Origin of the sequence: Brevibacterium picturae, from assembly GCF_900105045.1 — a bacterium.
Taxonomy (GTDB): Bacteria; Actinomycetota; Actinomycetes; order Actinomycetales; family Brevibacteriaceae; genus Brevibacterium; species Brevibacterium picturae.
In genome coordinates this window covers 4,265,011-4,289,308 of record NZ_LT629739.1, presented here as the reverse complement: position 1 = coordinate 4,289,308, position 24,298 = coordinate 4,265,011, and the positions used below count along the sequence as shown (strand labels likewise).

Below are 24,298 nucleotides of genomic sequence, written 5' to 3'. Positions count from 1 at the left end.
CGGTCGTTACCGAGCCGTTATCCAACGTAACGGATCTGTCGTCACGAATGAACCAGAATCCAGTCCTCAGCGGTCATAATCGACTCACAGAAGTCACAACGCGAACTGGGTGCCTATCCCCCGACATATGCCTTCAGGTGCTGTGCGGTCAACGACGCATCTGCCGCCGCTGCCGAGTCGACGAGCTGTTCCGGAGTGCCCTCGAACACGATTCGGCCACCATCGTGTCCGGCGCCGGGTCCGAGGTCGATGATCCAATCGGAGTGGGCCATGACGGCCTGATGGTGCTCGATGACGATGACGGTCCTACCCGCATCCGCCAGACGGTCGAGCATCCCGAGCAGGTTCTCCACATCGGCGAGATGCAGGCCGGTGGTCGGCTCGTCGAGGATGATCACCTGTGCGGCATCCGCAGCCTTGGCCGACAGATGCGTGGCGAGCTTGAGACGCTGCCGCTCGCCACCGGACAAGGTCGTCAAGGGCTGCCCCAGGCTGAGATATCCGAGGCCCACCTCGGCGAGGTGGGCGATGACCTTGCTCACCGCAGGTATCCGCGACTCCCCTGCATCGAAATACTCGATCGCCGCCGTCACCGGCAGATCGAGCACCTCACGGATGTTCTTGCCGCCCAGCGTGTAGTCGAGGACTTCGGCCTGAAATCCCTTGCCCTCGCACACATCGCAGGGAGCCGACATTCCGGCCATCATCCCGAGGTCGGAGTAGATGATCCCGGCACCGTTGCAGACGGGGCATGCGCCTTCCGAGTTCGCGCTGAACAGTGCGGGTTTGACTCCGTTGGTCTTGGCAAATGCCTTGCGAATGGGTTCGAGCATTCCGGTGTAGGTGGCCGGATTGCTGCGACGTGAGCCCTTGATGCCTGCCTGATCGATCATGATCACGCCGTCGCGGTGGCGCAGAGATCCTTCGATGAGGGTGCTCTTTCCCGAACCGGCCACACCCGTGATCGCAGTGATCACTCCCAGCGGGACATCGACATCGACGTCGCGCAGATTGTGGGCCTTCGCTCCCCTGATCTCGAGTCGCCCGGTGGGCTCACGGGTTGTGGCCTTCAGCCGGGTGCGGTCGTTGAGATGCTTGCCGGTGAGAGTGTCGCTGACGGTGAGTTCGTCGATGGTGCCGACGAAGCAGACCTCTCCCCCGGCTGTTCCCGCCCCCGGCCCCAGGTCGACGACATGATCAGCGATTCTGATGGTCTCGGGCTTGTGCTCGACGACCAGGACGGTGTTGCCCTTGTCACGCAGTGCGATGAGCAGCCCGTTCATCGCGGCGATGTCGTGCGGGTGCAGACCGATCGTGGGTTCGTCGAAGATATATGTGACATCGGTCAGTGAGGATCCGAGGTGGCGAACCAGTTTGATCCGCTGCGCCTCTCCTCCGGACAGCGAACCAGCCGAACGGTCAAGGGAGAGGTATCCGAGGCCGATGTCGACGAAGGCCTGCACATCTGCGATCAGCGACTGCACGAGAGAGCCGACTCCCCCGTCGTCGATCTGGGCGAGCCAGTCGAGGAGGTCGGAGATCTGCATGGCACAGACCTCGGCGATCGACAGCCCGGCCAGCCGGGATCCGCGTGCCGCCGTGTTCAGCCGCGTGCCGGCGCACTCGGGACACTGTGTGTAGACGACTGCACGATCGACGAATTCCCGCACATGCTTCTGCATCGCGTCGCGGTCCTTGGACAGGAAGGAGCGTCGGATCCGGGGAATGAGACCGTCGAAGGTCATATTCGTGCCGTTGATGACGATCTTCTCGTTCTCGGCATGGAGGAGATTGTTCCTCTCCTCGGCTGTGTAGTCGGCTATCGCCTTGTCGGGGTCGAAGTATCCCGATTCCGAATAGAACCGCACATTCCAGCCGCCCGGTTTGTATCCGGGAATCGTGATCGCACCCTCGTTGAGAGACTTCGACATGTCGACCACCTCGGCGATGTCGATGTCTGTGGCCGTGCCCATCCCTTCGCAGTGAGGGCACATCCCTCCGTTGACGGTGAAGGTCCGTCGTTCGACCTGTTTGTCGGCACCCTTGTCGATCGTCACGGCTCCCTTGCCGCTGATCGTGGCCACGTTGAATGAGTAGGCCTTTGTCGATCCCAGGTTCGGTTGGGCCCGCCTCGAGAACAGCGTGCGCAGTTTCGCGTTGATGTCACTGACGGTGCCCACGGTCGATCGCGGATTGGCTCCGATGCGTTCCTGGTCGACGATGATGGCGGTGGTCAGGCCCTCCAACACATCGACTTCGGGTCGCGCCATCGCGGGCATGAAGCCCTGGACGAAGGCGCTGTAGGTTTCGTTGATCAGGCGTTGGGACTCTGCGGCGATCGTCGAGAAGACCAGGGACGACTTGCCGGAACCGGAGACGCCGGTGAACACGGACAGTCGCCGCTTGGGAATGTCGACCGTGATGTCCGCGAGATTGTTCTCGCGGGCTCCCTGAACGCGGATGAGCTCATGGTCATCGGCTGGATGCGGCATGCCGATCAGCCGCGCTGCTGGATGCGGATCATGTTGCCGGCCGGGTCGCGCAGTGCGAAGTCCCGCAGACCATAGGGCTGGTCCATCGGCTCCTGCACGATCTCGGCTCCCCTGGCCTCCACCTCGGCGAAGGCCTCATCGACGTTCATGCTGGCCAGCACGATGGCGCCGTAGCTGCCCTTGGCCATGAGGGATTCGATGACGTCCCGTTCGTCATCGCTGATGGTCGGGTCGGTGATCGCGGGGGTGAGCACGATCGAAGTGTCGGGCTGGCCTGCGGGCCCCACGGTCAGCCACCGCATCTGCCCGGATCCGACGTCGAGGCGAACCTCGAAACCGAGAACGTCGCGGTAGAAGGTCAGCGAGGCCTCCGCATCGGTGTGGGGCAGGAAGCTGGCATTGATCGAGATATTCATGATCGTCATCTTAGTGCGGGGCACCCGGTGGGACTTCTCGATTCCTGACAGGTCGGAGAACATTCTTGACGATGAATGTGGGCAGGTCGTGATCGCCGTCGACGACACCGTCTCGATAGCGGGAAGGTGAGAGCCCGACGAGTTCGCTGAATCGGGTAGAGAAGGTGCCCAGGGACGAAAAGCCCACGGCGAAGCAGATATCTGTGATCGACAGGTCACCGCGGCGGATCAGCGCCATGGAGCGTTCGATACGTCGGGTCATGAGATACGAATAGGGGGATTCGCCGTAGGCGGCTCTGAATCCGCGACTGAGGTGACCGGCCGACATGTAGACCCCGGCAGCGAGTTCTTCGACATTGAGAGGTTGGTCGAACTCTCGGTCGATCCGATCGCGTACGCGTCGCAGAAGGACCAGCTGCTGCACAGGCACGCGGTCGTTCCCGGACGCGCTCACCCTGCGTGGACCCCCTGGGCCAGTGTCTCGCCCCGGAAGAAGGCCGGGTGCCTGCGGGATTGGAAGATCATGATGACCACGCCCAGGAGCAGTACGCCGATGCCCAGGACGAAGACCAATCCGATGCCGAAGACGGACGACCCCGAACCGTAGTCGGGATCGAGGGAGTCGATCGCGGTGGTCACGAAGATCACCAGCAGCGTCACTCCCCCGACCAGCGGGAAGAGGAACCTGAAGAAGAAATTCTTGGGACCCTTGAACAGCGAACGGCGGAAATACCAGATGCAGGCCAGACCGGTCACACCATAGTAGAAGCAGACCATGAGACCTAGCGCTGTGATCGTGTCCCACAGTGCGTTCTCCGAGAGCAGACGCATGACGACGTAGAAGATGATCGCGGCCCCCGCCGAGGTGACGGTGGCCACCGACGGCGACTTGTACCGAGGCGAGATGTTGCCGTATCTCTTCGGCAGAGCACGGTAGTGACCCATGGCCAGGATCGTCCGAGACGGTGAGACCATCGTCGACTGCAGCGACGCCAAGGAACTGGACAGGACGGCGATCGAGACGAGGACGGCGAAGGGTCCCATCACAGGTCCGGCCAGAGCCGCGAAGATGGATTCCTGGTTCTCCGGGTTGCCTGCGCCCAGACCGTCGGTGCCGACACCGGCGAAGGAGATCACGGCGACGGTGCAGGCGAGGTAGATGATGACGATGGCGACGATCGTGAGCATCGCGGCCCGACCGGGAGTCTTCTCCGGGTTCTTCGCCTCTTCGTTCATCGTGATGACCGTGTCCCAGCCCCAGAAGAGGAAGATCGACAGCGACACTGCCGCTGCGACCGTCGAGAAGTCTCCGGCCTCAGCGGGGTTGAACCAGCCGAGTTCGACCGGGGTGGGATCGAATGCGGTGCCATTTGACACATGGAAGAATGCCGCAATGACGAACCAGCCGAGGGCAAGGACCTGGAAGGCGACGAGCCAGACCTGGATCTTCTGGGTGGCCTCGACTCCGCGGTAGGAGATCCACGCGGCTGCGGCCGTGAGGACGATGGTGACCGGAATGTTGATCCACAGCACGCGGGTCAGGTCGGCGATCCCGGGTTCGCCGAAGATCTGAGCCAGCAGCAGGAACAGAAAGTCCACGGCCACGGCGGCCAGATTGGACAGCACGAGGACAGTGGCCGAGATCAGGCCCCAGCCTCCCATCCAACCGAGCCAGGGCCCGAAGGCGCGTGTCGCCCAGGTGAAGGTGGTGCCGGAGTCGGGCATGGCGGTGTTGAGCTCGCGGTAGCCGAAGACGACGAGCAGCATCGGGACGAAGCCGATGAGCAGAATCGCAGGAGTATGCACCCCGACCTGCGAGATCGTCGGCCCCAGACCGGAGGTCAGCGTGTAGGCGGGAGCGATGCACGAGATGCCGATGATGGCACCGCCGATGGCACCGATCTTGCCTGCGGACAGCCCCTTGGAGCTCAAGCCTGAGCCGGAGGCGGCGGACACGCTTCCGGACGTGCTGGGTGGTGGAGTGGCCGAGGTCATCAGCTCAACCTTTCAGGCGTGATATCAGGTGCTCAGGATCTTATTCGCAGTGTCTTGCCCGATCCTGATGGCACCGTCGACGTGCTGGTAACCGTGGGCGGCAATGTCTGAGCTCGCGAAGTGGATGGGACCGACGGGGTCGTTCTGGAAGCGCCCCCACCTGTGCAGTCCCCCGAGGTCGTAGCTTGTCGCATAGGCACCCCGGGTCCATTCCTCGGCGCCGAAGTCCGAAAGGTAGAACACCTCTGGTTCCAGGGCCTGTGCGCCGAGGAAGTTTGCCAGCGATTCGAGAATGCGCTGCTTCCGAGTGTCCTCGTCCAGTGCGAACATGGCGTCGGCATTGACGTCGGAGATGAACCCGACGAGAGTCCCCCGCTCCTCTCCGTGGTTCGTGTTGTCGTAGACCTCCTGCACCAGCTGCCCGGCGCCGAAGCCGGTTCCGCACAGGCCGTCCTCACGCCAGAATGGTGTCGGATACGTGGCGTGGACCTTGATCACAAGGCCCATTGACTGGTGCTGATGGAAGATCTGCTGCAGCCTGGGCAGGTGCGGGGTGTAGCTGATGTGCGAGTACAGATTGGGTGGGACGGCCACGATGACACTCGCGGCCGACACCGTCATCGCATCGGAGCCGACCGTGACGGAATCCTCGGTCCATCCGATTGTGCGCACCGGGCTGTTCAGGTGAACGACGCCCTCGCCGAGTTCGGCTGCCATCTGCTCGGATACCGACTGCATTCCTCCCACAACGCGACGGTCGAGGATGAAGTGGTCATCGACGAGGTGGGAGAAGGATCCCGCCGAGGCGGCCATGAGGATCGCCTGCAGTGCGGAGAATGCGGTGGCGGGCTTCGTCAGCATTCCACCGGCGATGAACATGCCGATGTTCGCGCAGGCAAGCTCGTCATCCGACTGGTTCCGGAGCCAATGGTGGAAGGAGACCGAATCGAGTTCGACGGCGTCTTCGGCCTCCCACGGAGCGGTGGCTCCGATGCGAGCGGCGAGTTCGTCGAGTTGGGCGATGAGGCGCTCCATCTCTGCTTGGGTCGACTCCCCCACCGGGAACATGTCGCCGTTGTAGACGGTGCGTGTGCCGTCGGGGGCGATATAGACGCTGTCGCCCTCCCGATGACGCTGGTAGGTTTCCTTGCCGAGCTCCTCAACGAGATCGAGGAGTGCGCTCTGGTCGGGTGAGATCCATTGGCCACCGATTTCGTACATCTGGCCCTCGATGTGGTCGGTCCATGTCCGACCGCCCACCCGGTCCCTGGCTTCCAAGACGACGACGTCTTTGCCTGCTGCCTGCAGCGTCCGGGCGGCACTCAGCCCGGTCGGTCCGGCTCCGACGACAACCACATCGCATGTTCGATCCGACATTGGGCACTCCTTGGAAAGTTCGGCTTACCTGCTCAGAGTATCCAGGGATCATCGGCCTGCCAAGGCGGATCGAGGTTCGTCTGGGCCGGTGCGAATTCGGTTTCAGCGATAGTCACGCGCGTCTGCGCCCGAGTCACGCTCCTTCACTGCCATGAACGCCCAGGAATCTGGTCGAGAACCATCGATATCGTCGACGTCGTAGATATCTGCCAGGCCGTTGCTGCTCTGAGTCGTCGTGTTGAAGCGGTGTCGATCGGGGTCTGCCGCCAATGCCACGACCGTACGACCGAGCAGGTGAGGAGTCTCCGAGATCGCGAAATCCGCGGGCGGCGTCTCACGCGTGGCATCGAGCGCGTCCTTCATCCATGTCTGTTCGTCCGTGTCGAACAGGTCAAGCATCATCTCCGATCGCAACCACCCGGGACTGATCGCCACAGCCGTGCATTCCGAATCGGCCAGTTCGTGGCCGAGCCCGAAGGCCAAACGGCTCACGGCGGTCTTCGTCAGATCGAGATAGATGCTCTCTCTATAGTGGGTCTCGTTGAATTCGTGCGTTCCGTCCGTGATCTCGATGTGCAGACCTCCGGGGCTGCGCGTCAGCAGCGGTAGTGCGGCGTGCGCGGTGTTCAGATGGGTGAGCAGACCCGCTTTCACCAGGCGCATCTCGACGTCGAAATCCGTGGTCCAGAATTTCTTGCCCCAGTCGACGTAGGCCTCTCCCCCGATGTCGTTGACCATGATGTCGAGGCGTCCCTGCTCATCATCGATCCGACCCACCACCTCGGCGATCTCCTCCGGCTGCAGGTGATCGCAGACGAGAGCTTCGCCTTGGCCGCCCTCGTCGCGGATGAGTTCGGCCGTGCCGTCGATAGTCTCGACCCTGCCGTAGTCGGAGGGCCGTGCCGAGGTGGAACGTCCTGTGCAGTAGACGTAGGCACCGGCACGCGCGAGATCTCTGGCGATCGCGCGCCCGGCCCCTCGGGTGGCCCCTGCCACAAGGGCGACCCTGCCCGTCAGTGATCGGTCGATGAATGGAATGAACTCGGGTGCGCCCGATCCGTTGTGTGAAGTCATGATGTCAGCATCTCGTGCCATCACTGACACGCTCTGTCAGTGACCGCGACTATTCTTGGTGGGCATGAAGGCAGCACGGCTGGTGACGGAGATCGTCATCCTCAGCGCGCGTACGCAGTCGATCACTGCCGCGTCATTGGCCGACAGGCTCGAGGTCACGGAGCGGACTGTCTATCGCGACCTCGGCGAACTGTCTGGAATGGGCGTCCCCGTGGTGACGGAATCAGGTCCAGGTGGAGGTGTCAGCCTGCTCGGGACCTGGACCTCTCCCCTGACGGGCATGACCCGTGATGAGCTCGACTCCGTCCTGATCGGAGGGCTCGCGGCCGCTGATCTCGGCTTGTCTGCGGAATTGGCGACCGCCCGGGAGAAGATCCTGTCCGAGACCGATTCGGTCCTCTCCTCGAATGTGCTCGTCGACGGACCCGATTGGTTCATGGCCAAAGAGAATCCGCAGGAGCTCACGACCATCGTCATGGCTCTGCGCTCGCAGCGAGGACTGCGGATCGAGTACACGAAGGGTGCAGAGACCAAGGTTCGCACAGTCATCCCTCTGGGGCTCGTGATCAAGTCCGGACGCTGGTATCTCGTGGCTCAGCCCCCGGGTGGCACGCCACGCACATATCGCGTCAGTCGCATCGCCTCACTCGCCGCGCACGGCATTTCGATGACACGGCCCCCGGACTTCAACCTCGGCGACTATTGGACGAGGTCTCAGATCGAGTTCGATCGCTCGATCCGAGCGACGACGGTGAGACTGCGAGTCCCGACGGCCAGCCTGGTCGACCTGCGCCGTGCCGTTCCCGGACAGGTCACAGCTGAGGCGATCGATGCCGGCTCTGTGGCCGACGACGTGCATATCATCGAGCTTCCGATGGAAGCACTCGAGGTCGCCGTGTCTCAGCTGATCACGGTTCCCGGTGCAGAGGTGATCTCACCGGGCGAGATCCGTCTGGCACTGCACGAACGAGCGCGCCAGTCGGCACGGTGCAATGAACCCTGATCACTTGCTGCGACGATCACTGAACCTGGTATTTACCGGTGATCTGACCTGCTCCGACTCCGCCGACAGCCTCCATGGCAGCCTTGGACAGGTCGAAGCAGCGGCCGCCGTGGTACGGTCCACGATCGTTGATGCGCACCGTCACAGATTGTCCGTTGGCCGTGTTGGTGATCTTCACCTTCGAGCCGAACGGCAGCGTCTTATGCGCCGCTGTCAGCTTGTTGGCATCGAAGATCTCCCCGTTGGCAGTCTGCTGACCGTCGAATCCGTCGCCTCCGCCGTAGTACGACATCGGACAGGAACCGGACTCTCCTGCGGAATCGCCCGACTTCGACGGACCGTCATCGGCGTCCGGCGTCGACTCCTTTGTGCCTGAGCCGCCGGTGGCGGAATCTTTGCTCGCTGATTCCTTGGACGCGGTTTCGGACGGTGTCGGACTCGGGGTCTCGACCTTGGTCTCGAGGGAGATCTTCTCGGGCTTCTCTTTGGCCTGCTTCTTTGCTTTGGCCAGGAACTCGTCCGGCGACTGCGTCACTTCTGCTTCAGCGACGGCGGGACTTTCGGCAACGACCCGCTGGCCACCGCCTGCGCTGCCGGGAACCATCGCCAGACTGGATGCGACGACCGCGGCAGTCGCTGCCGTGGGAACGATGAAAGCAGAGAGCACGGGACGTGAGCGCACAGCGGCCAGCACTCCCCCGGCTGTGTTCGCAGCATTCTGAGCCCGTTGCGGAGCATGTCGTCCGGACTTTTTCGGCGCTTTGAGCGCAGAGAGGAGCGAACCCGTCGTTTTCGAACGGGGTGAAGAGTGTTTTCCCACAGTCAGTCCTTGTAGTCATCTGCCGGTGCTCACGGCACTCAGGAGTCGGACCGAACGAGGTCACCTCAACACCGACTCCAAGTTATCGGATCGTTACCTGAGGATAGTCTAATTAAGAATCTGTTACAAACGCAATGTGGCACGCTCAATTGAGCGTGCCACATGGGTAAGTGTCAGTTCACTTGTCCTTGCGCGTGACCAATCTGCGTATGCCGTCGGCGCCAGTCGTCACAGTCTCTTCGGCCTTGTCGAAGGCACGCTCGACCTTCCCGCTGCGCACGGCGTCGTCGATCGCGTGGGAGACGGTGCCCAGCGCCTTCTTCACGTTCGTCTCGGTCGCCTCGATGAGACGGGGGCCCGAGGCTGCTTCGCGAGCGCTCTTCACACTGCTGCTCGCCGCGCCGTAGGCACGGGTGGCTGCCGAACGCACCTTCTCGGTCGGTGTCCTCTTGGTGGAATCGATGACGTAGTCAGGTTCGATCGGATCTTGTGTTCGGCTCATGTCTCTATGGTTGTCGACCCTGCGCGCAAGGTCAACAGCAACATAGAATTGAACCATGAATTCTCAGGTGGAGATCATCGCCCACAGAGGCGGGCGGTGGCCGGGCGTGAGTGAGAACACCCTCGAGGCTTTCACCGCTGCCCATCGGGCGGGCGCCGCATGGATGGAGACCGACGTCCACGCCTCCGCCGACGGAGTCCTGTTCGCCGCCCACGATGCCGATCTCGACCGCATCGCCGCACGCCCGCACTGCATCCGCGACCTCAATGCCGCTGAGCTCGACTCCATCGAGCTCAGCGCAGGGGGACGTCTGCCGAGGCTGACCGCTCTCGTCGAATCGCTTCCGGACGTGTCGTGGAATATCGATGTCAAGGCCGCCCATAGCGTTGCACCAATGATCCGCGTCGTCCGCAGCCTCCAGGTTGAGGACCGGATCCGGCTCGCTTCGTTCTCCTCCTCGACTCTGCGCAGGCTGCGAGAGGCCCTGCCCGGAGTCCGGACATCGACAGGAGTCGCCGAAACCGCCCTGTTCGCTCTGAGAGGTCTGCCCGGCGTGCCGGATTCCGGCCCCTGTCCTCTGCCTGCCAGGCTGGATGCCCTGCAGGCGCCGATGTCGTTCAAGGGCATTCCTGTCGTCACCCGGGAGTTCGTGGCGCGAGCTCACCGCGCGGGACTGCAGGTGCACGTGTGGACGATCAATGACCTCGCTTCCATGCGCAGGCTCCTCGATCTCGAGGTCGACGGGATCGTCACCGATGAAGTTCTCCTGGGGCTGCGGGAACTCTCGGGGTGGACCTGAGTGCTGGGAATAGGCGCACACGGTAGACTGTTGCCTCGTATGAGACGTCTGCAGTCGAGTCGGAAGGTGAGAGAGATATGAGCGAACGCAGTCTCCGCGGAACACAGTTGGGCTCACGCAGCCTGGAATCGGAGGAGGGTGTCGAACCGGCACCCCGCCAGATGGTCGAATTCGAGTGCGAGGACGGAACGAAGTTCAAGGTTCCCTTCTCGATCGAAGCCGAAGTTCCCTCCACCTGGGATTCGGGCATCCACGGCATCGGCGTGCGCGTCGGCGTGAACGAGGCCGATGGGGAGCCGGGCAAGCATGTAAGGTCCCACTGGGACATGCTGCTCGAGCGCCGGTCGTTCGACGAACTTCAGGTTCTGCTCGATGAACGGCTCGCAGTGCGCCGTGGTGAGGTTCCCGCGTAGGCCTGAGCGCCGCAGAACCAGCCCACACGAGCACAGCACAGCATTGGCGGGGTGCAGGTCATCGGACCTGTACCCCGCCTTCGTATCTGCTTCTCGACTGCCGACCAGTTCCCTGCTCTCAACTCTGTCTACCAGCGCGCTGTCGACCAGACCTTCAGCTCTGTCGACCAGCGCCCGTGGGGCCCACGCCTTCAGGCAGTCGATCGGCCAGAGGTGAGGCGCTCGACGAGGCTTCGAGCCTGTCGGCGGCGGCGTGTCAGTCCCCAGCCGGCGACCTTGGTGAATGCCTCGGAGATGATCGATCCGCTCATCTTCGACTCCCCCAGCTCACGTTCGACGAAGACGATGGGAACCTCGGCCACCCGGAATCCGGCTTCGACGGTGCGGTAGGTCATGTCGATCTGGAAGCAGTATCCCTGGGACTGCACTCCCGAGAGATCGAGGCTCTGCAGGACCCTCCGGGAGTACGCACGGAATCCGGCTGTTGCATCCTTGACTCCGAGTCCCATGACCGCGTTGACGTAGATGTTGGCTCCGCGGGAGAGGAAGAATCGCGAGCGTGGCCAGTCGACGATCGCACCGCCCCGGACCCAACGCGAGCCGATGACGAGGTCGGCACTGCCTGCCTGGGCAACAGCCAAGAGCTGCCCGAGATCCAGGGGCCGGTGCGATCCATCGGCGTCGAATTCGCAGATGATGTCGTAGTCGCGCTCCAGCGCCCATTCGAACCCGGCGATGTAGGCCATTCCCAGACCTGATTTCTCGCTGCGGTGCAGTACGTGCAGCCGCGGATCCACGCGCGCCTGTTCATCAACCCAGTCGCCGGTGCCGTCGGGTGAGCCGTCGTCGACGACGAGAACGTCGACCTCAGGCTGATTCTCGAACAGCCCGGACAGCGTCACAGGCAGAGCAAGGCGTTCGTTGTAGGTCGGGATGACCACCAGAGTCTTAGAAACCACGGCCACTACGATACGCCGCGACGGGAGGAAAATATGAGCCGACACCCTCGCCTTCGGACCACGTTGGGAAACGAGTTATCTAATGACGGGGGTGCCGACTCCATCCCAGCTGCTGTGGAATGTCAACAACGAATCTAGTGGCTGCCGAGGCCTTTGCAAAATCTCTCTGACCTGGAACGATGTTCAAGTCTCCAGGTCAGACGCAAGGCAAGATGATAAAAATACTTCACCGTCGGCGTGTCGTCTTGATTGTTTCAATCCGACCCGGGCTTCGTTGGGGTGTTCGCTTCTAGGCGTCGTCGCCGAGTGAAACGCGGGTCGGCAGTGCAACGTCGGATGAGAGTTCCGGCAGGCCGGGGGTGCCCGAGCGGGGATCGGTGCTCCAGGCGGCAACACGGGCATCGGCGACCTGAACGACGAGTCTGTCGACTTGCCAGCGCACGTAATCCGCATCGGCTCCCGGTGCAAGGACTCCCCCGTCCGGATTGCCTGCGGCCCGATGCGCGAACCGGGTGGCCGCATTGAACGCAGCGCGAGCTCCGATTCCGTTCTCACCGACAACGGCCGAACGCACGGTCGCCCAGGGCGAATCCTGCGAATCCGTCCACGACACCTGGGCGCCCGCCGACAACAGCTGCGCCAGAGGCTGCGCCTGCGCGGGGTCGAGGGTGATCGCAATGCCGGAGTAGCCGAGCGGCGTGACGAATTCCTCGTCGACGCTGAAGTCCAGCAGCAGACGGTATCCGCTGCGCTGAGCCAGTGCAGCATGCTCTCGCACACGGTCGAGGACCTCACCGAGGCGCGGGTTCGACTCGACGCGGATGTACAGCGCCGTCTCCGGCATGTCGTGGAGCGCGAGGAAGTCGGCCGCGGCGATGCTCGCCCTGTCGTCGATCCGATCCGAGGCCGCATATCCCGAGGTGCCGATCTCGGGATATTCGATGATCGCCAGCTCGCTGGGTGCATTGGCACGGAAATCCTCCACAGCAGCGGCTGTGCCGAGGATGTGCGCGTGAGTGAATCCGAAGTCGAGGAGTCTCTGACCGTCGGGAGCGCCCTCGCCGAGGACCAGTCCCGCATGGACGAAACCAGGGGTCAGGAAGTCACCGTCCAGATTGATCGCGTCGGGTTCCAAAGCAAGCGCGGCCTCATCGGAGCCGATGAACGAGACCTTCCCGTCCTTCGTGCCCAAGGCAGTCGCAAAGGGGTCGACACTGCTGTATACATCTCCACCAAAGTACATAGTCACAGCCGACACGCTACACCTCTGCCGTCAGCGCCGTTGCACTGGCGTCAGGGGTGTCGGGTATCGTCATCGAGTGTGAAGCCCTTGGTTCTGATCGACACCCCCGCCCTGTACTACCGTGCCTTCTATTCGGTTCCCGATTCGATCGTCAACGACGAAGGCCAGCCGGTCAATGCTGTGCGCGGCGTCCTCGATGCGATCGCACAGATGATCCGCCGCTTCGACTCCCCGAGAGTCGTGGCGACCATGGACGCCGACTGGCGCCCCGCCTTCCGCACCGCGATCATGCCCGAATACAAGGCCGCCCGTGTCAAGGACGCCGAGGCGGGCACGGAGATCCCATCCGAATTGGCAGTGCAGTTGCCGATCATGACCGCCGTTATGAGCGCCGCAGGTATCCCCATCGCCGAGGTGGACGGCACCGAGGCCGACGACGTCATCGCTACCATGGCCGCCGAGTCACGCACCCCCGTGGTCATCGTCTCCCCCGACCGTGATCTGCTCGCCCTCATCGATGCCGCCACCGACGTCAGCGTGCTCCGACCGCGCAAAGGCGGAGAGTGGGAGGCCATCACCCAGGCCGATCTGCCCGAGACCTATGGTGTGCCGGACGGGACGCGCTACCGTGAGCTCGCCGCTATGCGCGGGGATCCCTCGGACGGGCTGCCGGGAGCACCGGGGATCGGAGAGAAGACCGCGGCGACGCTGCTGGCGAACTTCGGTTCCCTCGAGTCCATCATCAAGGCGGCGAAGGCCGGCGTGAAGACCGGCGGTCTCAGCCCCAAACGAGCGATCACGCTGATCGAGGTAGAGGAGACTCTGCACAAGACCATCGAGGTCATGCGGTGCCTGACCGATGTCGCTCATGGACTCGACCTCGAAACTGTGCCGGGCGTACTCGATCGCGCTGCTGTGGAGGCCGCAGCACGCGGTCAGAACATCCGCCGCTCGGTCGACAATCTCGTCACTACTCTCGGCAGTGCCGACAATGGCTCCCGTGCCGAGACGAATCCCAGCACGGGTGCACCGCCACAGCCCTTCGCGATGACCACCGGCACGAGCGCAGCCGCTCCTGCCCAGGTATCTGCTGCAGACTCGCCAGCCACGCCGCTTCCAGGTCCTGTCTCTGCTGATTCGTGGTCGCAGTCTCGGCTGGTCGGTTTCGATCTGGAGACGACCGGCGTCGATCCCTCGACCGCCAGAATCGTCACTGCGGCATTCGTCGAATCCGTCGACAGCTCTCGCACCTGGCTGGCCGATCCTGGAGTCGAGATTCCCGAACCGGCTCGCGCCGTTCACGGCATCACCACCGAATTCGCCCAGGCCAACGGAGCTCCGATTGCCGAGGTCGTGGCCGAACTCTGCACAGTCCTGGCCGACCTCAAGGCAGATGACGCAGTCGTCGTCGGCCACAATGTCGTCTACGACCTCAGCGTTCTGGCGGCCGAGGTCAGACGCCACCAGCCGCACATCGACCTCGCTGCACTGCTGCCGACAATCATCGACACCTTCGTTCTGGACAAACGCGTCGAGCAGTTCCGCCGCGGCAAGAGAACCCTGACCGAGACCGCCAAACGGTGGAAGGTCACGCTGCTCGACGCCCACGATGCCGCCGCCGATGCCCTTGCCGCCCTGGACATTTCCCGAGCATTGGCCGAGAGCTCGGCCGAAATTGCCAAGCTCACTCGGGACGAAATCATGACCTCCCAAGGCGAATGGAAACGCGCTCAGGCTGCTGACCTGCAATCTTGGCTGCGCAGAAAGGGCAACGCCGAAGCCGTCGTCGATGGCTCCTGGCCCATGGCCTGAACGATAGAATCAACTGCGACCATCACTCGACGAAGGACGATAATGGGTTTCTTTTCACGACTGCTCAACCGACCCGGCGCACAGGCGGACAAAGCCACGGGATGGTTCGATAAGGCCGCCGACGATATGGCGGCCGCGAGTCGTGAGTACGCGGAGCTCGACGATAGTGGCCTGACGGAGGCCGCAGCCGACATCTTCACCTCAGGCTCTGTGCAGGACAACCTCGTCCGCTACTGCGCGCTGGCCCGCGAAGCAGCCGAACGCTCCCTCGACGAGCGTGCCTATGACACGCAGCTCAAGGGCCTCGTCGGGCTCCTACAGGCGAACGTCGTACAGATGGCAACCGGTGAGGGCAAGACCCTCGTCGGTGCTCTGGCAGCTGCCGGATACGCTCTGCAGGGTCGCCGGGTCCACGTGGTCAGTGTCAACGATTATCTCGCTGTCCGCGACCGCACCTGGATGAAACCGGTCTTCGACCTCCTCGGTGTGAAGTCGGCCTCGATCTCCGGAGCTCAGAGCGAGACCGAACGGCGCGAAGCCTATGGTGCTGAGGTTCTCTACGCCTCCGTGACCGAAGTCGGCTTCGACGTGCTGCGTGACCGCTTCGCCACCGACGACGCCCAGATCCGCGTCCCAGACCGCGATGTCGTCATCGTCGATGAAGCCGATTCCGTCCTGATCGACGAGGCCCGTGTCCCACTCGTCCTCGCAGGTTCGGCCAGCGTCGAAGACGCCAACGCACAGATCGCGACACTCGTCGAGACGCTCGAGCCCGACACCCATTACGAGGTGAGCCCGGATCACCAGGCAGTCTCCCTCACAGACGAAGGAATCAACCGAGTCGAAGCAGAACTCGATGTCGAGCTCTTCGGTGAAGACGTCTCTGAACTCGCGGCGGTCAACCTCGCCCTGTATGCGAAGTCCTTGGTCAAACGAGATGTCGATTATCTGGTCGTCGACGGTCGGGTCAAACTCATCTCCGCCTCACGTGGGCGTGTGGCAGAACTCCAGCGCTGGCCGGACGGATTGCAGGCCGCTGTGGAAGCCAAGGAGGACGTCGGCACCACCGAAAGCGGTGAGATCCTGGACCAGATGACCGTCGAAGAGCTCATCCACGGCTACGAAACCGTCTGCGGTATGACGGGAACCGCGCTGGCTGTCGGTGATGACCTGCGGGAGTTCTACAACCTCGAGATCGTCCCTGTCGACACACATCTGCCTGTTATCCGCATTGACGAACCCGATCGGCTCTACACGTATCAGGAGTCGAAGGAACGCGCGATCGTCGATGAGGTCGCGGAGAACCACAGCAAGGGTCGCCCGGTGCTCATCGGCACTTCCTCTGTGGCCGAGAGCGAATCGTTGGCGGCACGGCTGATCGAGCGCGGCATCGAGGTCACGGTCCTCAACGCCAAGGACGACTCGCTCGAGGCCGAGGTCATCGCGGCCGCCGGTGCCCCCGGGGCCGTCACCGTGTCGACTCAGATGGCCGGGCGCGGCACCGACATCCGCCTGGCCGACGACGCCGTCGCCGATGCCGGCGGTCTGCTGGTCATCGGAGCCGGACGGTACCCGTCCTCACGTCTCGATGACCAGCTGCGCGGACGTGCCGGACGCCAGGGCGATCCGGGCACGTCGGTATTCTTCACCAGCCTCGAGGATGAACTTCTGACCCGTGTGCCGGAGATTCAGCGCTTCGTCACCGAAGGAGATGAAACCGGATGGATCGAGTCGAAGCGTGCACTGGGCCTCGTCGAGCATGCTCAGCGCATCGCAGAGGGGCAGAACACGGCCCTGCACCGCGACACCTGGAAGTTCAACGAGCTGATGGCCAAACAGCGTGATCTCGTTCTCGCCCGACGCCACGAGTTGCGTGTCGATGATGAGGCGATCGATGAGCTCAAGGACCGCCTCGGCGATGTGGCGAAGGAACTGTCGGACGAGCACCCGCAGGAGCTCGTCGACGCGACGCTGCGCGAGGTGATGCTGTTCCATCTCGATGCACGCTGGGTCGACCACTTGGCCTTCCTCAACGATCTGCGCGAGGGCATCCATCTGCGCACATTCGCACGTGAGAAACCGCATGAGGCGTTCAATACGGAATCGATCCGTGTCTTCTCTTCGTTCTGGTCCGACGTCATCGAGGATTCCGCGTCCACGATCGAGGAGTTCGAGTTCACAGATACGGGTATCGACCTGGCCTCACACGGTCTCAAACGGCCGTCGTCGACGTGGACGTACCTGACCACGGAGAGCGCATTCGGCTCCGACATCGAGAACATCGTCAAGAAGGTCAAACGCTGAGAAGCCGCTGGGCCCACCTCCCTATCTGAAGGTGGGCCCAGCCACTCCTGAGGTCGGGGAAGACCGGCTGCTCAGGAGTCGGCGACGACCCCGCGCCGGATCGCTTCGATGGTGCGACGGATGCGCACAGCAGTCTCCGGTTCGGCCACCTCGGCAACCTGACCGAGGAGGTCGAGGCTCTGCTTGGCCCAACGCACGAAGTCCCCGGCAGCGATGTCGCTCCCGCGCAGGGAGTCAGCGAGGTTCTTGCCTTCGGTCCAGCGGTACATCGGTTTGAACAGCCCCCGGTCGGGTTCCGGCGTGGTCGACAGGGCGTGCTGTTCCTCCAGTTGGAACAGCTTGCGCCAAATCGTCACCGCCTCATCACCATTGACCTTGAGGTCGCGGCTCGGGGCGCGTTCCGGGTGAAGGGTGTCGCCGCGCCGGGACTGGAAGACGAAGGACGATGCGAATGCCGCGAGTTCGGGTTCGACGAGTTCGTCCCACAGACCGGCTCGGATGGTCAGTGCCACGAGCAGGTCGCGCTCACCGTAGATTCGGCGCAGCATATCGGACTGTTCAGGGTCGAATCCGAGGGTCCGCAGCACGTCCTGGACGCGTTCGAAGACGAGAGCGATCGACGTCGTCCGACCCTCGATCCGGGCAATGAGGGAATCGTTGTCCTTGACCAGTTTGGCTGCTCGATTGGCCCACCTGGCGTGCATCTCGCGGTCCGGGCACTCGTGGCAGGGGTGGGCTCGCAGCTGGGCGTTCATCTCTGCCACGCTCGCGCTCACGCCGCGGGCGCCGGGAGAGGATTCCCAATGCGCCTCGAGATCGACCTTACCCTCGCGTTTGGCGTCGTTGAGGATGCCCAGCAGCTGCCGGCGGTCCCCTGCCTGCCTGTGGTTGAACTTCTTCGGGACACGGACCCGGCCCTGTGCCGGCAGCGGTTCGGTCACCTCGTGGGGCCGCAGGTGCCAGACTTTTCCCTGCTCGGTCAACACCGTCGGCAGCCGTGAGCCCCCGTCACGGGAGCTCATGGGCGCAATGATGACAGCAGTGCCCTCAACCCTCTTCGCGGGCAGGGTCACGACATCGCCTACCTTGAGGGCACTGAGCGACTCGACGATCTCACGCTGCCGGTTCTTCGACTTGGTGCGTGTCTCCTGCTTCTGGGTATCGCTGATCGCCTGCCGCAGCCGCGCATACTCCGCGAAGTCCCCGAGCTCGCACTCCATCGACTTCTCGTAGGCTTCGATCGTCGACTCGTTCTTCCGCACCTTCTTCGCCAACCCCACGACAGCCTTGTCCGCCTGGAACTGCGCGAACGAGGTCTCAAGGACCTTCGCGGCCTCCGCCGAGCTCATCCGGGACAGCAGATTCGCCGTCATGTTGTATGTGGGTCCGAAGGCAGAGTTGAGTGCGTAGGAGCGATTGGAAGCGAGCCCTGCGATCTCGTTGACTTCGAAACTGGGGTGCCACACGACGACCGCGTGGCCGATCTGGTCGATGCCGCGACGCCCCGCCCGGCCGGTCAGCTGCGTGTACTCCCCCGGCGTGATCGATACGTGGGCCTCACCATTGAACTTCACGAGCTTCTCAAGGACGACCGTGCGAGCCGGCATGTTGATGCCCAGCGCCAAGGTCTCCGTCGCGAAGATGACCTTGATGATGCCCTGCGAGAACAGTTCTTCGACGAGCTGTTTGAACTGCGGGATCATACCCGCATGGTGGGCAGCGACACCCAGCAGGAGACCTTCCCGGAACGAATGGAACCCCAGGATGCCCAGATCCTCGCTGGCCAGCTCATCGCGCAGCTTTTCGAGTTCGGCGTTGACGATGACCTTCTCATCACGGGAGTTCAGATCGAAGCCCGAGGTCAAGTACTGCTCCACAGCCTCGTCGCAGGCGTTGCGGGAGAAGATGAACATGATCGCCGGAAGCATTCCGGTCTCCGCGAGAGAGCACACCACCTGGGTCCGGCTGGGCCTGCGGAACCGTGCGCGGGTCGCACGTTCGCGCTTGGACCGGGGACCTCCGTGGGTGCGGGTCGCATGGTTGAGAGCGGGATCGATCCGGTCGGAATCATGATGGGTGAACAGATCGTACATGCGGTGGCCGACGAGCACATGGTTGACCAGCGGCACGGGCCGGTGGGAGGTCGAGACGACCGTTGTGGGTCCGCGCACCTCGCGCAGCCAGGCACCGAATTCTTCGACGTTGGATACGGTCGCCGACAGCGACACCATCTGCACCCGATCGGGAAGATGGATGATGACCTCTTCCCACACCGGCCCACGGAAGCGGTCGGCCAGGTAGTGGACCTCGTCAAGCACGACGAACCCCAGGTCCGAGAGCCCCGACAGATCGTTGTACAGCATGTTCCGCAGAACCTCTGTGGTCATGACGATGATCGGTGCGTCCCGCCGAATCGTGGTGTCCCCGGTGAGCAGTCCGACGTTCTCCACACCGTGGACGTCCATAAGGTCGTTGAACTTCTGGTTGCTCAGTGCCTTGATCGGGGTGGTGTAGAAGACCCGTCTGCCCTCGTCTCTGGCGAGTTCGACAGCGAATTCGGCGATGAGGGTCTTGCCGGCACCTGTAGGAGCTGTGACGAGGACGTCTTTGCCTTCCTGCAGCTGGGTGCAGGCCTCGACCTGGAAGTCGTCGAGCTCGAAATCAGTTCTGGCCGCGAACCGCCCCAAGGGAGTCTGTGCCTTTTCCGTCCTGTCCCGGTAGCGAGCGTAGGCCGCCGATGGGCTGAGGGGCTCAGACTCGGCCGAGGGTGGGGTCGGGTTCGCGGATTCAGTCATGCTTCTCTCAGTCAATCGGTTCGTCGGGGTCGACCCACAGGCCCTGTGCGATGAGGCGCTTCTTGCGCCTCCGGTCGTTGAAGATGCAGATCACCCAGGCCAGGCAGAACAGCGTCATCATCGGGATCACGAGGAAGAACATCGACAATGCATCGGGGGTGGGCGTGGCGATGGCGGCGAACAGGAACACGATCAGCACGATCACCCGCCAGGACTTCTGAATTCTGAGCGCCGACAGGATTCCCATCATGTTCAGACCGACCATGAGCACCGGGAGGACGAAGGCCAGGCCGAAGACGACGATGATGACCATCACGAAGCTCAGGTAGTCCTGGGCCGGAATGATATTCGTGCCGCCCTGTGGAGTGAACGACGTCAGCGCCTTGACCGCGTTGGGCAGAGCGAAGAAGGCCATGGTCGATCCGGCGAGGAACAGCGGAATCGCAGCCCCCAGGAACCCGACCGAGTAGAGTTTCTCTTTCTTCGTCAGTCCCGGAACGATGAAAGCCCACACTTCGTAGAGCCAGACCGGGCAGGAGATGAAGATGCCGATGAAGACTGAGAGCTTGATCTTCAGATCGAACGGAGACGCGACCCCGGCGAAGTTGATCTCAGCCGTGCGATCGCCCGACGCGCGGATATTGCGGATCGGCTCCTGCAGGATGTCCAGGACGGGATCGTAGAGGAACCAGCCGCCTACAGCCCCGAGGACGATCGCGATCGCTGCGATGAAGAAGCGATTCCGAAGTTCGACGAGATGCCCGAGGACGGGCATCTTCCGCTCGGGGTTCTTCCTTCGTGATGAGGACGATCGCTGGTCGTTGGTGTCTTTCACTTCTCGCGCGACTGTGGATCCGGTTCTTCCTTCGCCGCGGGCTGCTCGGACTTGCGGGCAGCCTCGGCGGTCGTCGAGGTGTCTTTCTCGCCTGTCTCGCGGTTGAGCTCGCCCGGTTCCGTCTTCTTGGGTTCGTCATCGTCACGGAGATCCTTGACCTCTGACTTGAAGATCTTCATCGACTGGCCCAGGCTCCTGGCCAGCCCCGGCAGCTTGGGTGCGCCGAAAATGATCACGATGATGAGGATCACGATCGCGATCTGCACGAAACTCGGTTTCATGGGAACTCCTTGACTATTGTCTGCTCTGAACGATTCTACGCTGTGTGACTGTGCCTTTCATCCTCGCCACCCGGCAGAAACCGACCGGGCAGGCAATTCTCAGCCCAGTCGAAGCAGTGCGGCGTCGACCGCTTCGCGGTCGTCGATGTCGGTGATGACGTCGGCATGGCACAACAGAAACCGACTCAACCAGTCCACCGAGTGCACAAGGAATCTGATCCGCACATGTGGTTCACCGTTGGCGAGATATTCACGCTCGGTCAGTTCGAGTTCATCTGCCAGCCAGGCACCGGCCGCGGACAGCGTCATGGTGACTTCTCGCGCACTCGGCTGCGAATCGCTGATGCCCAACGGCGGATGCGTGGCCGATGTCCATGAACGAATGCTGCTCAGTGCGAACCGCCGCGGAGCCTGGGCACTGTAGCACCAGGCGTCCAGGTACCAGTCCGCGCCGGGGACGAGCCTGCTGGGTGCGATGATCCGTCGTGTCAGTTCGTCCCGGGATCCGACGTAGTAGTCGATCTCGACCGCCGCTTCCGTGTCGATGGCCTGTTTGAGGAAGCCCATGAGCTCCTCGTCCGCGGGGATCGGGCTGACTTCGACCGGGGTGTGGAGGTTCTCTCCCGCGGCGAGTCTGAGCTTCTGCGCCGCCGCCCGTACAGCCTGGGTGTCGAGTCCCGGCAGTGTGTCGATGAGCTCGAGGGCCAGGACGAGGACTCCGGCCTCCTCGGCGCTGAGTCGGACGGGAACCGAGACCTCCTCGGCGTTGGAGATGTAGACCTTCCCCCTTCCCAGCTGGCGTCGATGAGGTCATCGGGCATGTGCCCGGGTCGACCGGTCACGAAGAGAAGCTGCAGATCATCGATGAGGGTGTCCGAGTCGATGTTGAAATACGCCGCGGTCTCTTCGAGGTCTGCTCCCGGGTGGGCGTCGAGATAGGGCACCAGGCTCAGCAGCCGGGTGAGTCGTTCACGCGCTGAGAACATTGCGACCTCCGAGTCGCTCGAGGGACGTCCTGACCGTGAGACGTCGGTCCTCGACAGCCTGCGCCAGTTCCGGAGGGCCGAGCACCTCGACGGCCGTGCCGAAGCTCACGATCTCGGCGGCCAAGGATGCCGCGTCGGTGAATTCCACGATCACAGCGTTGTCGTCTGTGCGCACCTGTCTGCGGCGCAGCGGATCCGCACGGTGGGCACGGATGCGCAGCCTCGCCTCGGCGACGACAGCCATCTCCGTACTGGAGTTCAGCGCCACGTGCGGAGCGAAATCGGCGGGGATGTCGTAGTCGCCTGGGTCTCGTCCGCCGAGCTTCGTCAGCTTGCCCTCGACCCGGGAGAGCCGGAATGTGCGTTCAGCCCCACGATCGATGTCGTGTCCCAGCAGGTAGACACGGTCGCCGCGGCTGAGCAGTGCATAGGGTTCGAGCTTGACCTTGCGGGGACTCTGCCCGGGTTTGTGGTATTTGAAGCTGATCGCCTCACGAGCGTTGATGTGGTGGAGTGCGGTGGCGAAGTTCGCGCTGCCCAGCTTCCGCGCGGCCGGGCCGTCGTTGGTTTCAACATGCCCGGGGCCCGCCTCGGTGAGGTCGATGCCCAGGGCCCGCAGCTTCGTCAGCGCCTGAGAACTGGACTCGCCGAGTTCGGTATCGGACCAGAACTGCGCGGCTACTGCCACTGCTGCGGCTTCGGCGGGGGTGAGCTCGACGTCATCCATCGCATAGTCATCGGCCGAGATCCGGTACCCGGTCTCCCCCACATCGGAGTAGGCGTCGTGCTCGGCTCGGGTGGCGATCGTGATCCCCATGTGTCGCAGGAGTTCCTTGTCGCGGGAGAATTTGCGATCGAAGGCGATGTCGTCCAGGCCCGCGTATCCGTCGATGGCGCTCATCAGGGTCTTCCTCGAGACCCAACCGCGGGCGGCTCTCAGGGCGATCAGCAGGTTCATCAGACGCTCGGTCTGCTGCCTCTGTCTGCTGGGGCGGGGTGTATTCACAATTCCACCGTAACCTAATGCGGGCGATAGTCTTAGGAGCATGATTCATTGGCGCAGAGGAACCGTGACCACGATTCGTTCCACCCGGCCAGGATACACAGAGGTCGAGGCCGATATTGACCAGGCGCTGCCGGGAACGACCATCACCCATATCAGGGCGATCGCTTATACCGAGGTCGTCGGGAATCCGCAGCTCGGCGACACGATCCTGGTCAACGTCTCGGCTCTGGCCAAGCGTTTGGGCACCGGTGGCTTCGGCCTCGTGGTGGCTCTGCCCGATGCGCTGCCGACCGACCCTCCCGAGGGGCCCGGCCATCTGGTCAAGGACCGCTACTCCCCGCTGCAGACGATGGTCCTCGGCGTCGACGACCAGGAGTCGGAGCATCATGAAACCCTCGCGAATGAGGAGTCTTTGGATGAGATGCCGGTGCTCGCCGCCGATCTGCATTCGTCTCTGCCGGCGATCATCGCGGGCGTCCGCATGGTGGATCCCGAGCTGCGGATCGCCTATGTCCTCAGCGATGGTGCAGCACTGCCCGCCAGGTTCTCCCAGGCTGTGGCCGGGCTCAAGGATGCGGGTTGGCTCCAGGGAACCATCAGTACCGGCCAGTCTTGGGGGGCCGATCTCGAAGCTGTGACGATCCACACGGGCCTGCTGGCTGCCAAACATGTCTTGGGCGCCGATATCGCCATCGTCGCTCAGGGTCCGGGGAACCTGGGCACCGGCACCAAATACGGCTTTTCGGGTCTCGTCACCGGTGAGCACCTCAACGCGGCTGCACTGCTGGGTGGGACTCCCATCGGGGTGCTGCGCATGTCGAATGCCGATGCGCGCGGCAGGCACTTCGGCGTCTCCCACCATTCGCTGACATCTCTGACGGAGATCGCCCGCCCCGGAATGACGATTCCGGTCCCCGACTTCTCCACCCTCGCCGAGGCGGACCGTCGTGAGATGGACACCGACCCCGCCGCCGTGGCCGAGGTCGTTGCCGCGCAGCTGCCGATGCTGCACATGCACGAGCAGGTCGATGTGGGCCTGGACGGTCTGTGGGCAGGGCTCAAGTCCTCCCCTGTGGGACTGTCGACGATGGGACGCAGACTGCCCGCCGATGCAGCAGCGTTCCTCGCTGCTGCCGCGGCGGGCAGATTGGCTGCCGAGATCTGAAGTCTCGGCAATTGAGATCTC

The 24,298-nt window shown here is 63.1% G+C and carries 22 protein-coding genes and 1 pseudogene; 7 read left to right on the top strand and 16 right to left on the bottom strand.

Going from position 1 to position 24,298, the window contains the following annotated elements; genetic code table 11:
* Window positions 1-113: 113 nt before the first annotated feature.
* The 6 genes from BLT92_RS19545 to BLT92_RS19520 all read right to left on the bottom strand — a co-directional run bounded on the left by BLT92_RS19545 (window position 114) and on the right by BLT92_RS19520 (window position 7,354).
* Window positions 114-2,492, bottom strand: a complete 2,379-nt coding sequence (locus BLT92_RS19545) for an ATP-binding cassette domain-containing protein (protein ID WP_092108347.1) — start codon at window positions 2,490-2,492, stop codon at window positions 114-116.
* 5 nt (window positions 2,493-2,497) lie between these two features.
* Entirely contained in the window at window positions 2,498-2,917 is a 420-nt protein-coding gene (locus BLT92_RS19540) for a VOC family protein (RefSeq protein ID WP_197679647.1), read from the bottom strand.
* Between the two features lies 1 nt (window position 2,918).
* Window positions 2,919-3,338, bottom strand: a complete 420-nt coding sequence (locus BLT92_RS19535) for a helix-turn-helix transcriptional regulator (protein WP_407922866.1) — start codon at window positions 3,336-3,338, stop codon at window positions 2,919-2,921.
* Window positions 3,339-3,358: 20 nt separating this feature from the next.
* Entirely contained in the window at window positions 3,359-4,903 is a 1,545-nt protein-coding gene (locus BLT92_RS19530) for an APC family permease (RefSeq protein WP_092108343.1), read from the bottom strand.
* A 24-nt stretch (window positions 4,904-4,927) separates the two neighbouring features.
* The gene (locus BLT92_RS19525) at window positions 4,928-6,280 is read right to left on the bottom strand and encodes a flavin monoamine oxidase family protein (RefSeq protein ID WP_092108341.1); all 1,353 of its coding nucleotides are present in this window, start codon (window positions 6,278-6,280) and stop codon (window positions 4,928-4,930) included.
* A 102-nt stretch (window positions 6,281-6,382) separates the two neighbouring features.
* Window positions 6,383-7,354, bottom strand: coding sequence for an SDR family oxidoreductase (locus BLT92_RS19520; RefSeq protein WP_092109662.1), 972 nt, complete (start codon window positions 7,352-7,354; stop codon window positions 6,383-6,385).
* A 64-nt stretch (window positions 7,355-7,418) separates the two neighbouring features.
* Between BLT92_RS19520 and BLT92_RS19515 the strand changes: the two genes are divergently transcribed.
* A complete protein-coding gene (locus tag BLT92_RS19515) occupies window positions 7,419-8,357 on the top strand; it encodes a helix-turn-helix transcriptional regulator (RefSeq protein WP_231938929.1) in 939 nt (312 codons plus the stop codon).
* Between the two features lie 16 nt (window positions 8,358-8,373).
* Here the strand turns inward: BLT92_RS19515 and BLT92_RS21090 are convergent, their stop codons facing one another.
* Window positions 8,374-9,177 carry a septal ring lytic transglycosylase RlpA family protein gene (locus tag BLT92_RS21090; RefSeq protein WP_092108337.1) on the bottom strand — a complete coding sequence of 268 codons (804 nt, stop codon included), beginning with the start codon at window positions 9,175-9,177 and terminating at the stop codon, window positions 8,374-8,376.
* A 178-nt stretch (window positions 9,178-9,355) separates the two neighbouring features.
* Complete coding sequence (locus tag BLT92_RS19505; protein ID WP_231938928.1) at window positions 9,356-9,679, bottom strand: hypothetical protein; 324 nt, start codon at window positions 9,677-9,679, stop codon at window positions 9,356-9,358.
* Window positions 9,680-9,734: 55 nt separating this feature from the next.
* Between BLT92_RS19505 and BLT92_RS19500 the strand changes: the two genes are divergently transcribed.
* Both BLT92_RS19500 and BLT92_RS19495 read left to right on the top strand, forming a co-directional pair.
* Entirely contained in the window at window positions 9,735-10,478 is a 744-nt protein-coding gene (locus tag BLT92_RS19500; protein ID WP_092108333.1) for a glycerophosphodiester phosphodiesterase family protein, read from the top strand.
* A gap of 77 nt (window positions 10,479-10,555) precedes the next feature.
* Window positions 10,556-10,891, top strand: a complete 336-nt coding sequence (locus BLT92_RS19495) for an RNA polymerase-binding protein RbpA (RefSeq protein ID WP_092108331.1) — start codon at window positions 10,556-10,558, stop codon at window positions 10,889-10,891.
* A gap of 191 nt (window positions 10,892-11,082) precedes the next feature.
* Here BLT92_RS19495 and BLT92_RS19490 read toward each other — a convergent pair whose 3' ends face one another.
* Window positions 11,083-11,856 carry a polyprenol monophosphomannose synthase gene (locus tag BLT92_RS19490; RefSeq protein WP_092108329.1) on the bottom strand — a complete coding sequence of 258 codons (774 nt, stop codon included), beginning with the start codon at window positions 11,854-11,856 and terminating at the stop codon, window positions 11,083-11,085.
* 283 nt (window positions 11,857-12,139) lie between these two features.
* Window positions 12,140-13,093, bottom strand: coding sequence for a metal-dependent hydrolase (locus tag BLT92_RS19485; RefSeq protein ID WP_092108327.1), 954 nt, complete (start codon window positions 13,091-13,093; stop codon window positions 12,140-12,142).
* Between the two features lie 78 nt (window positions 13,094-13,171).
* Here BLT92_RS19485 and BLT92_RS19480 point away from each other — a divergent pair, with 78 nt between their 5' ends.
* Both BLT92_RS19480 and secA2 read left to right on the top strand, forming a co-directional pair.
* Complete coding sequence (locus BLT92_RS19480; protein ID WP_231938927.1) at window positions 13,172-14,905, top strand: 5'-3' exonuclease H3TH domain-containing protein; 1,734 nt, start codon at window positions 13,172-13,174, stop codon at window positions 14,903-14,905.
* Between the two features lie 42 nt (window positions 14,906-14,947).
* Window positions 14,948-17,209, top strand: coding sequence for an accessory Sec system translocase SecA2 (gene secA2, locus BLT92_RS19475; protein WP_092108323.1), 2,262 nt, complete (start codon window positions 14,948-14,950; stop codon window positions 17,207-17,209).
* A gap of 71 nt (window positions 17,210-17,280) precedes the next feature.
* Here secA2 and BLT92_RS19470 read toward each other — a convergent pair whose 3' ends face one another.
* From BLT92_RS19470 to BLT92_RS21005, 4 genes are all read right to left on the bottom strand, one after another.
* On the bottom strand, window positions 17,281-20,004 hold the full coding sequence (locus tag BLT92_RS19470) for a DEAD/DEAH box helicase (protein WP_092108321.1): 2,724 nt from the start codon (window positions 20,002-20,004) through the stop codon (window positions 17,281-17,283).
* A 7-nt stretch (window positions 20,005-20,011) separates the two neighbouring features.
* Window positions 20,012-20,839 (bottom strand): twin-arginine translocase subunit TatC, encoded by an 828-nt coding sequence (tatC, locus tag BLT92_RS19465; protein WP_407922865.1) that lies wholly within the window; start codon window positions 20,837-20,839, stop codon window positions 20,012-20,014.
* The gene (gene tatA, locus BLT92_RS19460) at window positions 20,836-21,120 is read right to left on the bottom strand and encodes a Sec-independent protein translocase subunit TatA (protein ID WP_092108319.1); all 285 of its coding nucleotides are present in this window, start codon (window positions 21,118-21,120) and stop codon (window positions 20,836-20,838) included. Before tatA ends, tatC begins: the two co-directional genes overlap by 4 nt.
* A 99-nt stretch (window positions 21,121-21,219) precedes the next feature.
* A complete protein-coding gene (locus tag BLT92_RS21005; protein WP_231939179.1) occupies window positions 21,220-21,687 on the bottom strand; it encodes a helix-turn-helix transcriptional regulator in 468 nt (155 codons plus the stop codon).
* Here BLT92_RS21005 and BLT92_RS21000 point away from each other — a divergent pair.
* Window positions 21,686-21,898 (top strand): hypothetical protein, encoded by a 213-nt coding sequence (locus BLT92_RS21000; RefSeq protein ID WP_231939188.1) that lies wholly within the window; start codon window positions 21,686-21,688, stop codon window positions 21,896-21,898. The genes BLT92_RS21005 and BLT92_RS21000 overlap by 2 nt on opposite strands.
* On the opposite strand, the pseudogene BLT92_RS20995 reads toward BLT92_RS21000, so the two are convergent.
* Together BLT92_RS20995 and BLT92_RS19450 are read right to left on the bottom strand one after the other, a co-directional pair.
* Window positions 21,814-22,106 (bottom strand): annotated as a pseudogene (locus tag BLT92_RS20995) (WYL domain-containing protein); the annotation flags it as partial. The gene BLT92_RS21000 and the pseudogene BLT92_RS20995 sit on opposite strands and share 85 nt — an antisense overlap.
* Complete coding sequence (locus BLT92_RS19450) at window positions 22,090-23,112, bottom strand: helix-turn-helix transcriptional regulator (protein WP_231938926.1); 1,023 nt, start codon at window positions 23,110-23,112, stop codon at window positions 22,090-22,092. The pseudogene BLT92_RS20995 and the gene BLT92_RS19450, both read right to left, overlap by 17 nt.
* Window positions 23,113-23,152: 40 nt before the next feature.
* Here BLT92_RS19450 and BLT92_RS19445 point away from each other — a divergent pair, with 40 nt between their 5' ends.
* Complete coding sequence (locus BLT92_RS19445; protein ID WP_092108315.1) at window positions 23,153-24,277, top strand: DUF3866 family protein; 1,125 nt, start codon at window positions 23,153-23,155, stop codon at window positions 24,275-24,277.
* Window positions 24,278-24,298: the final 21 nt, after the last annotated feature.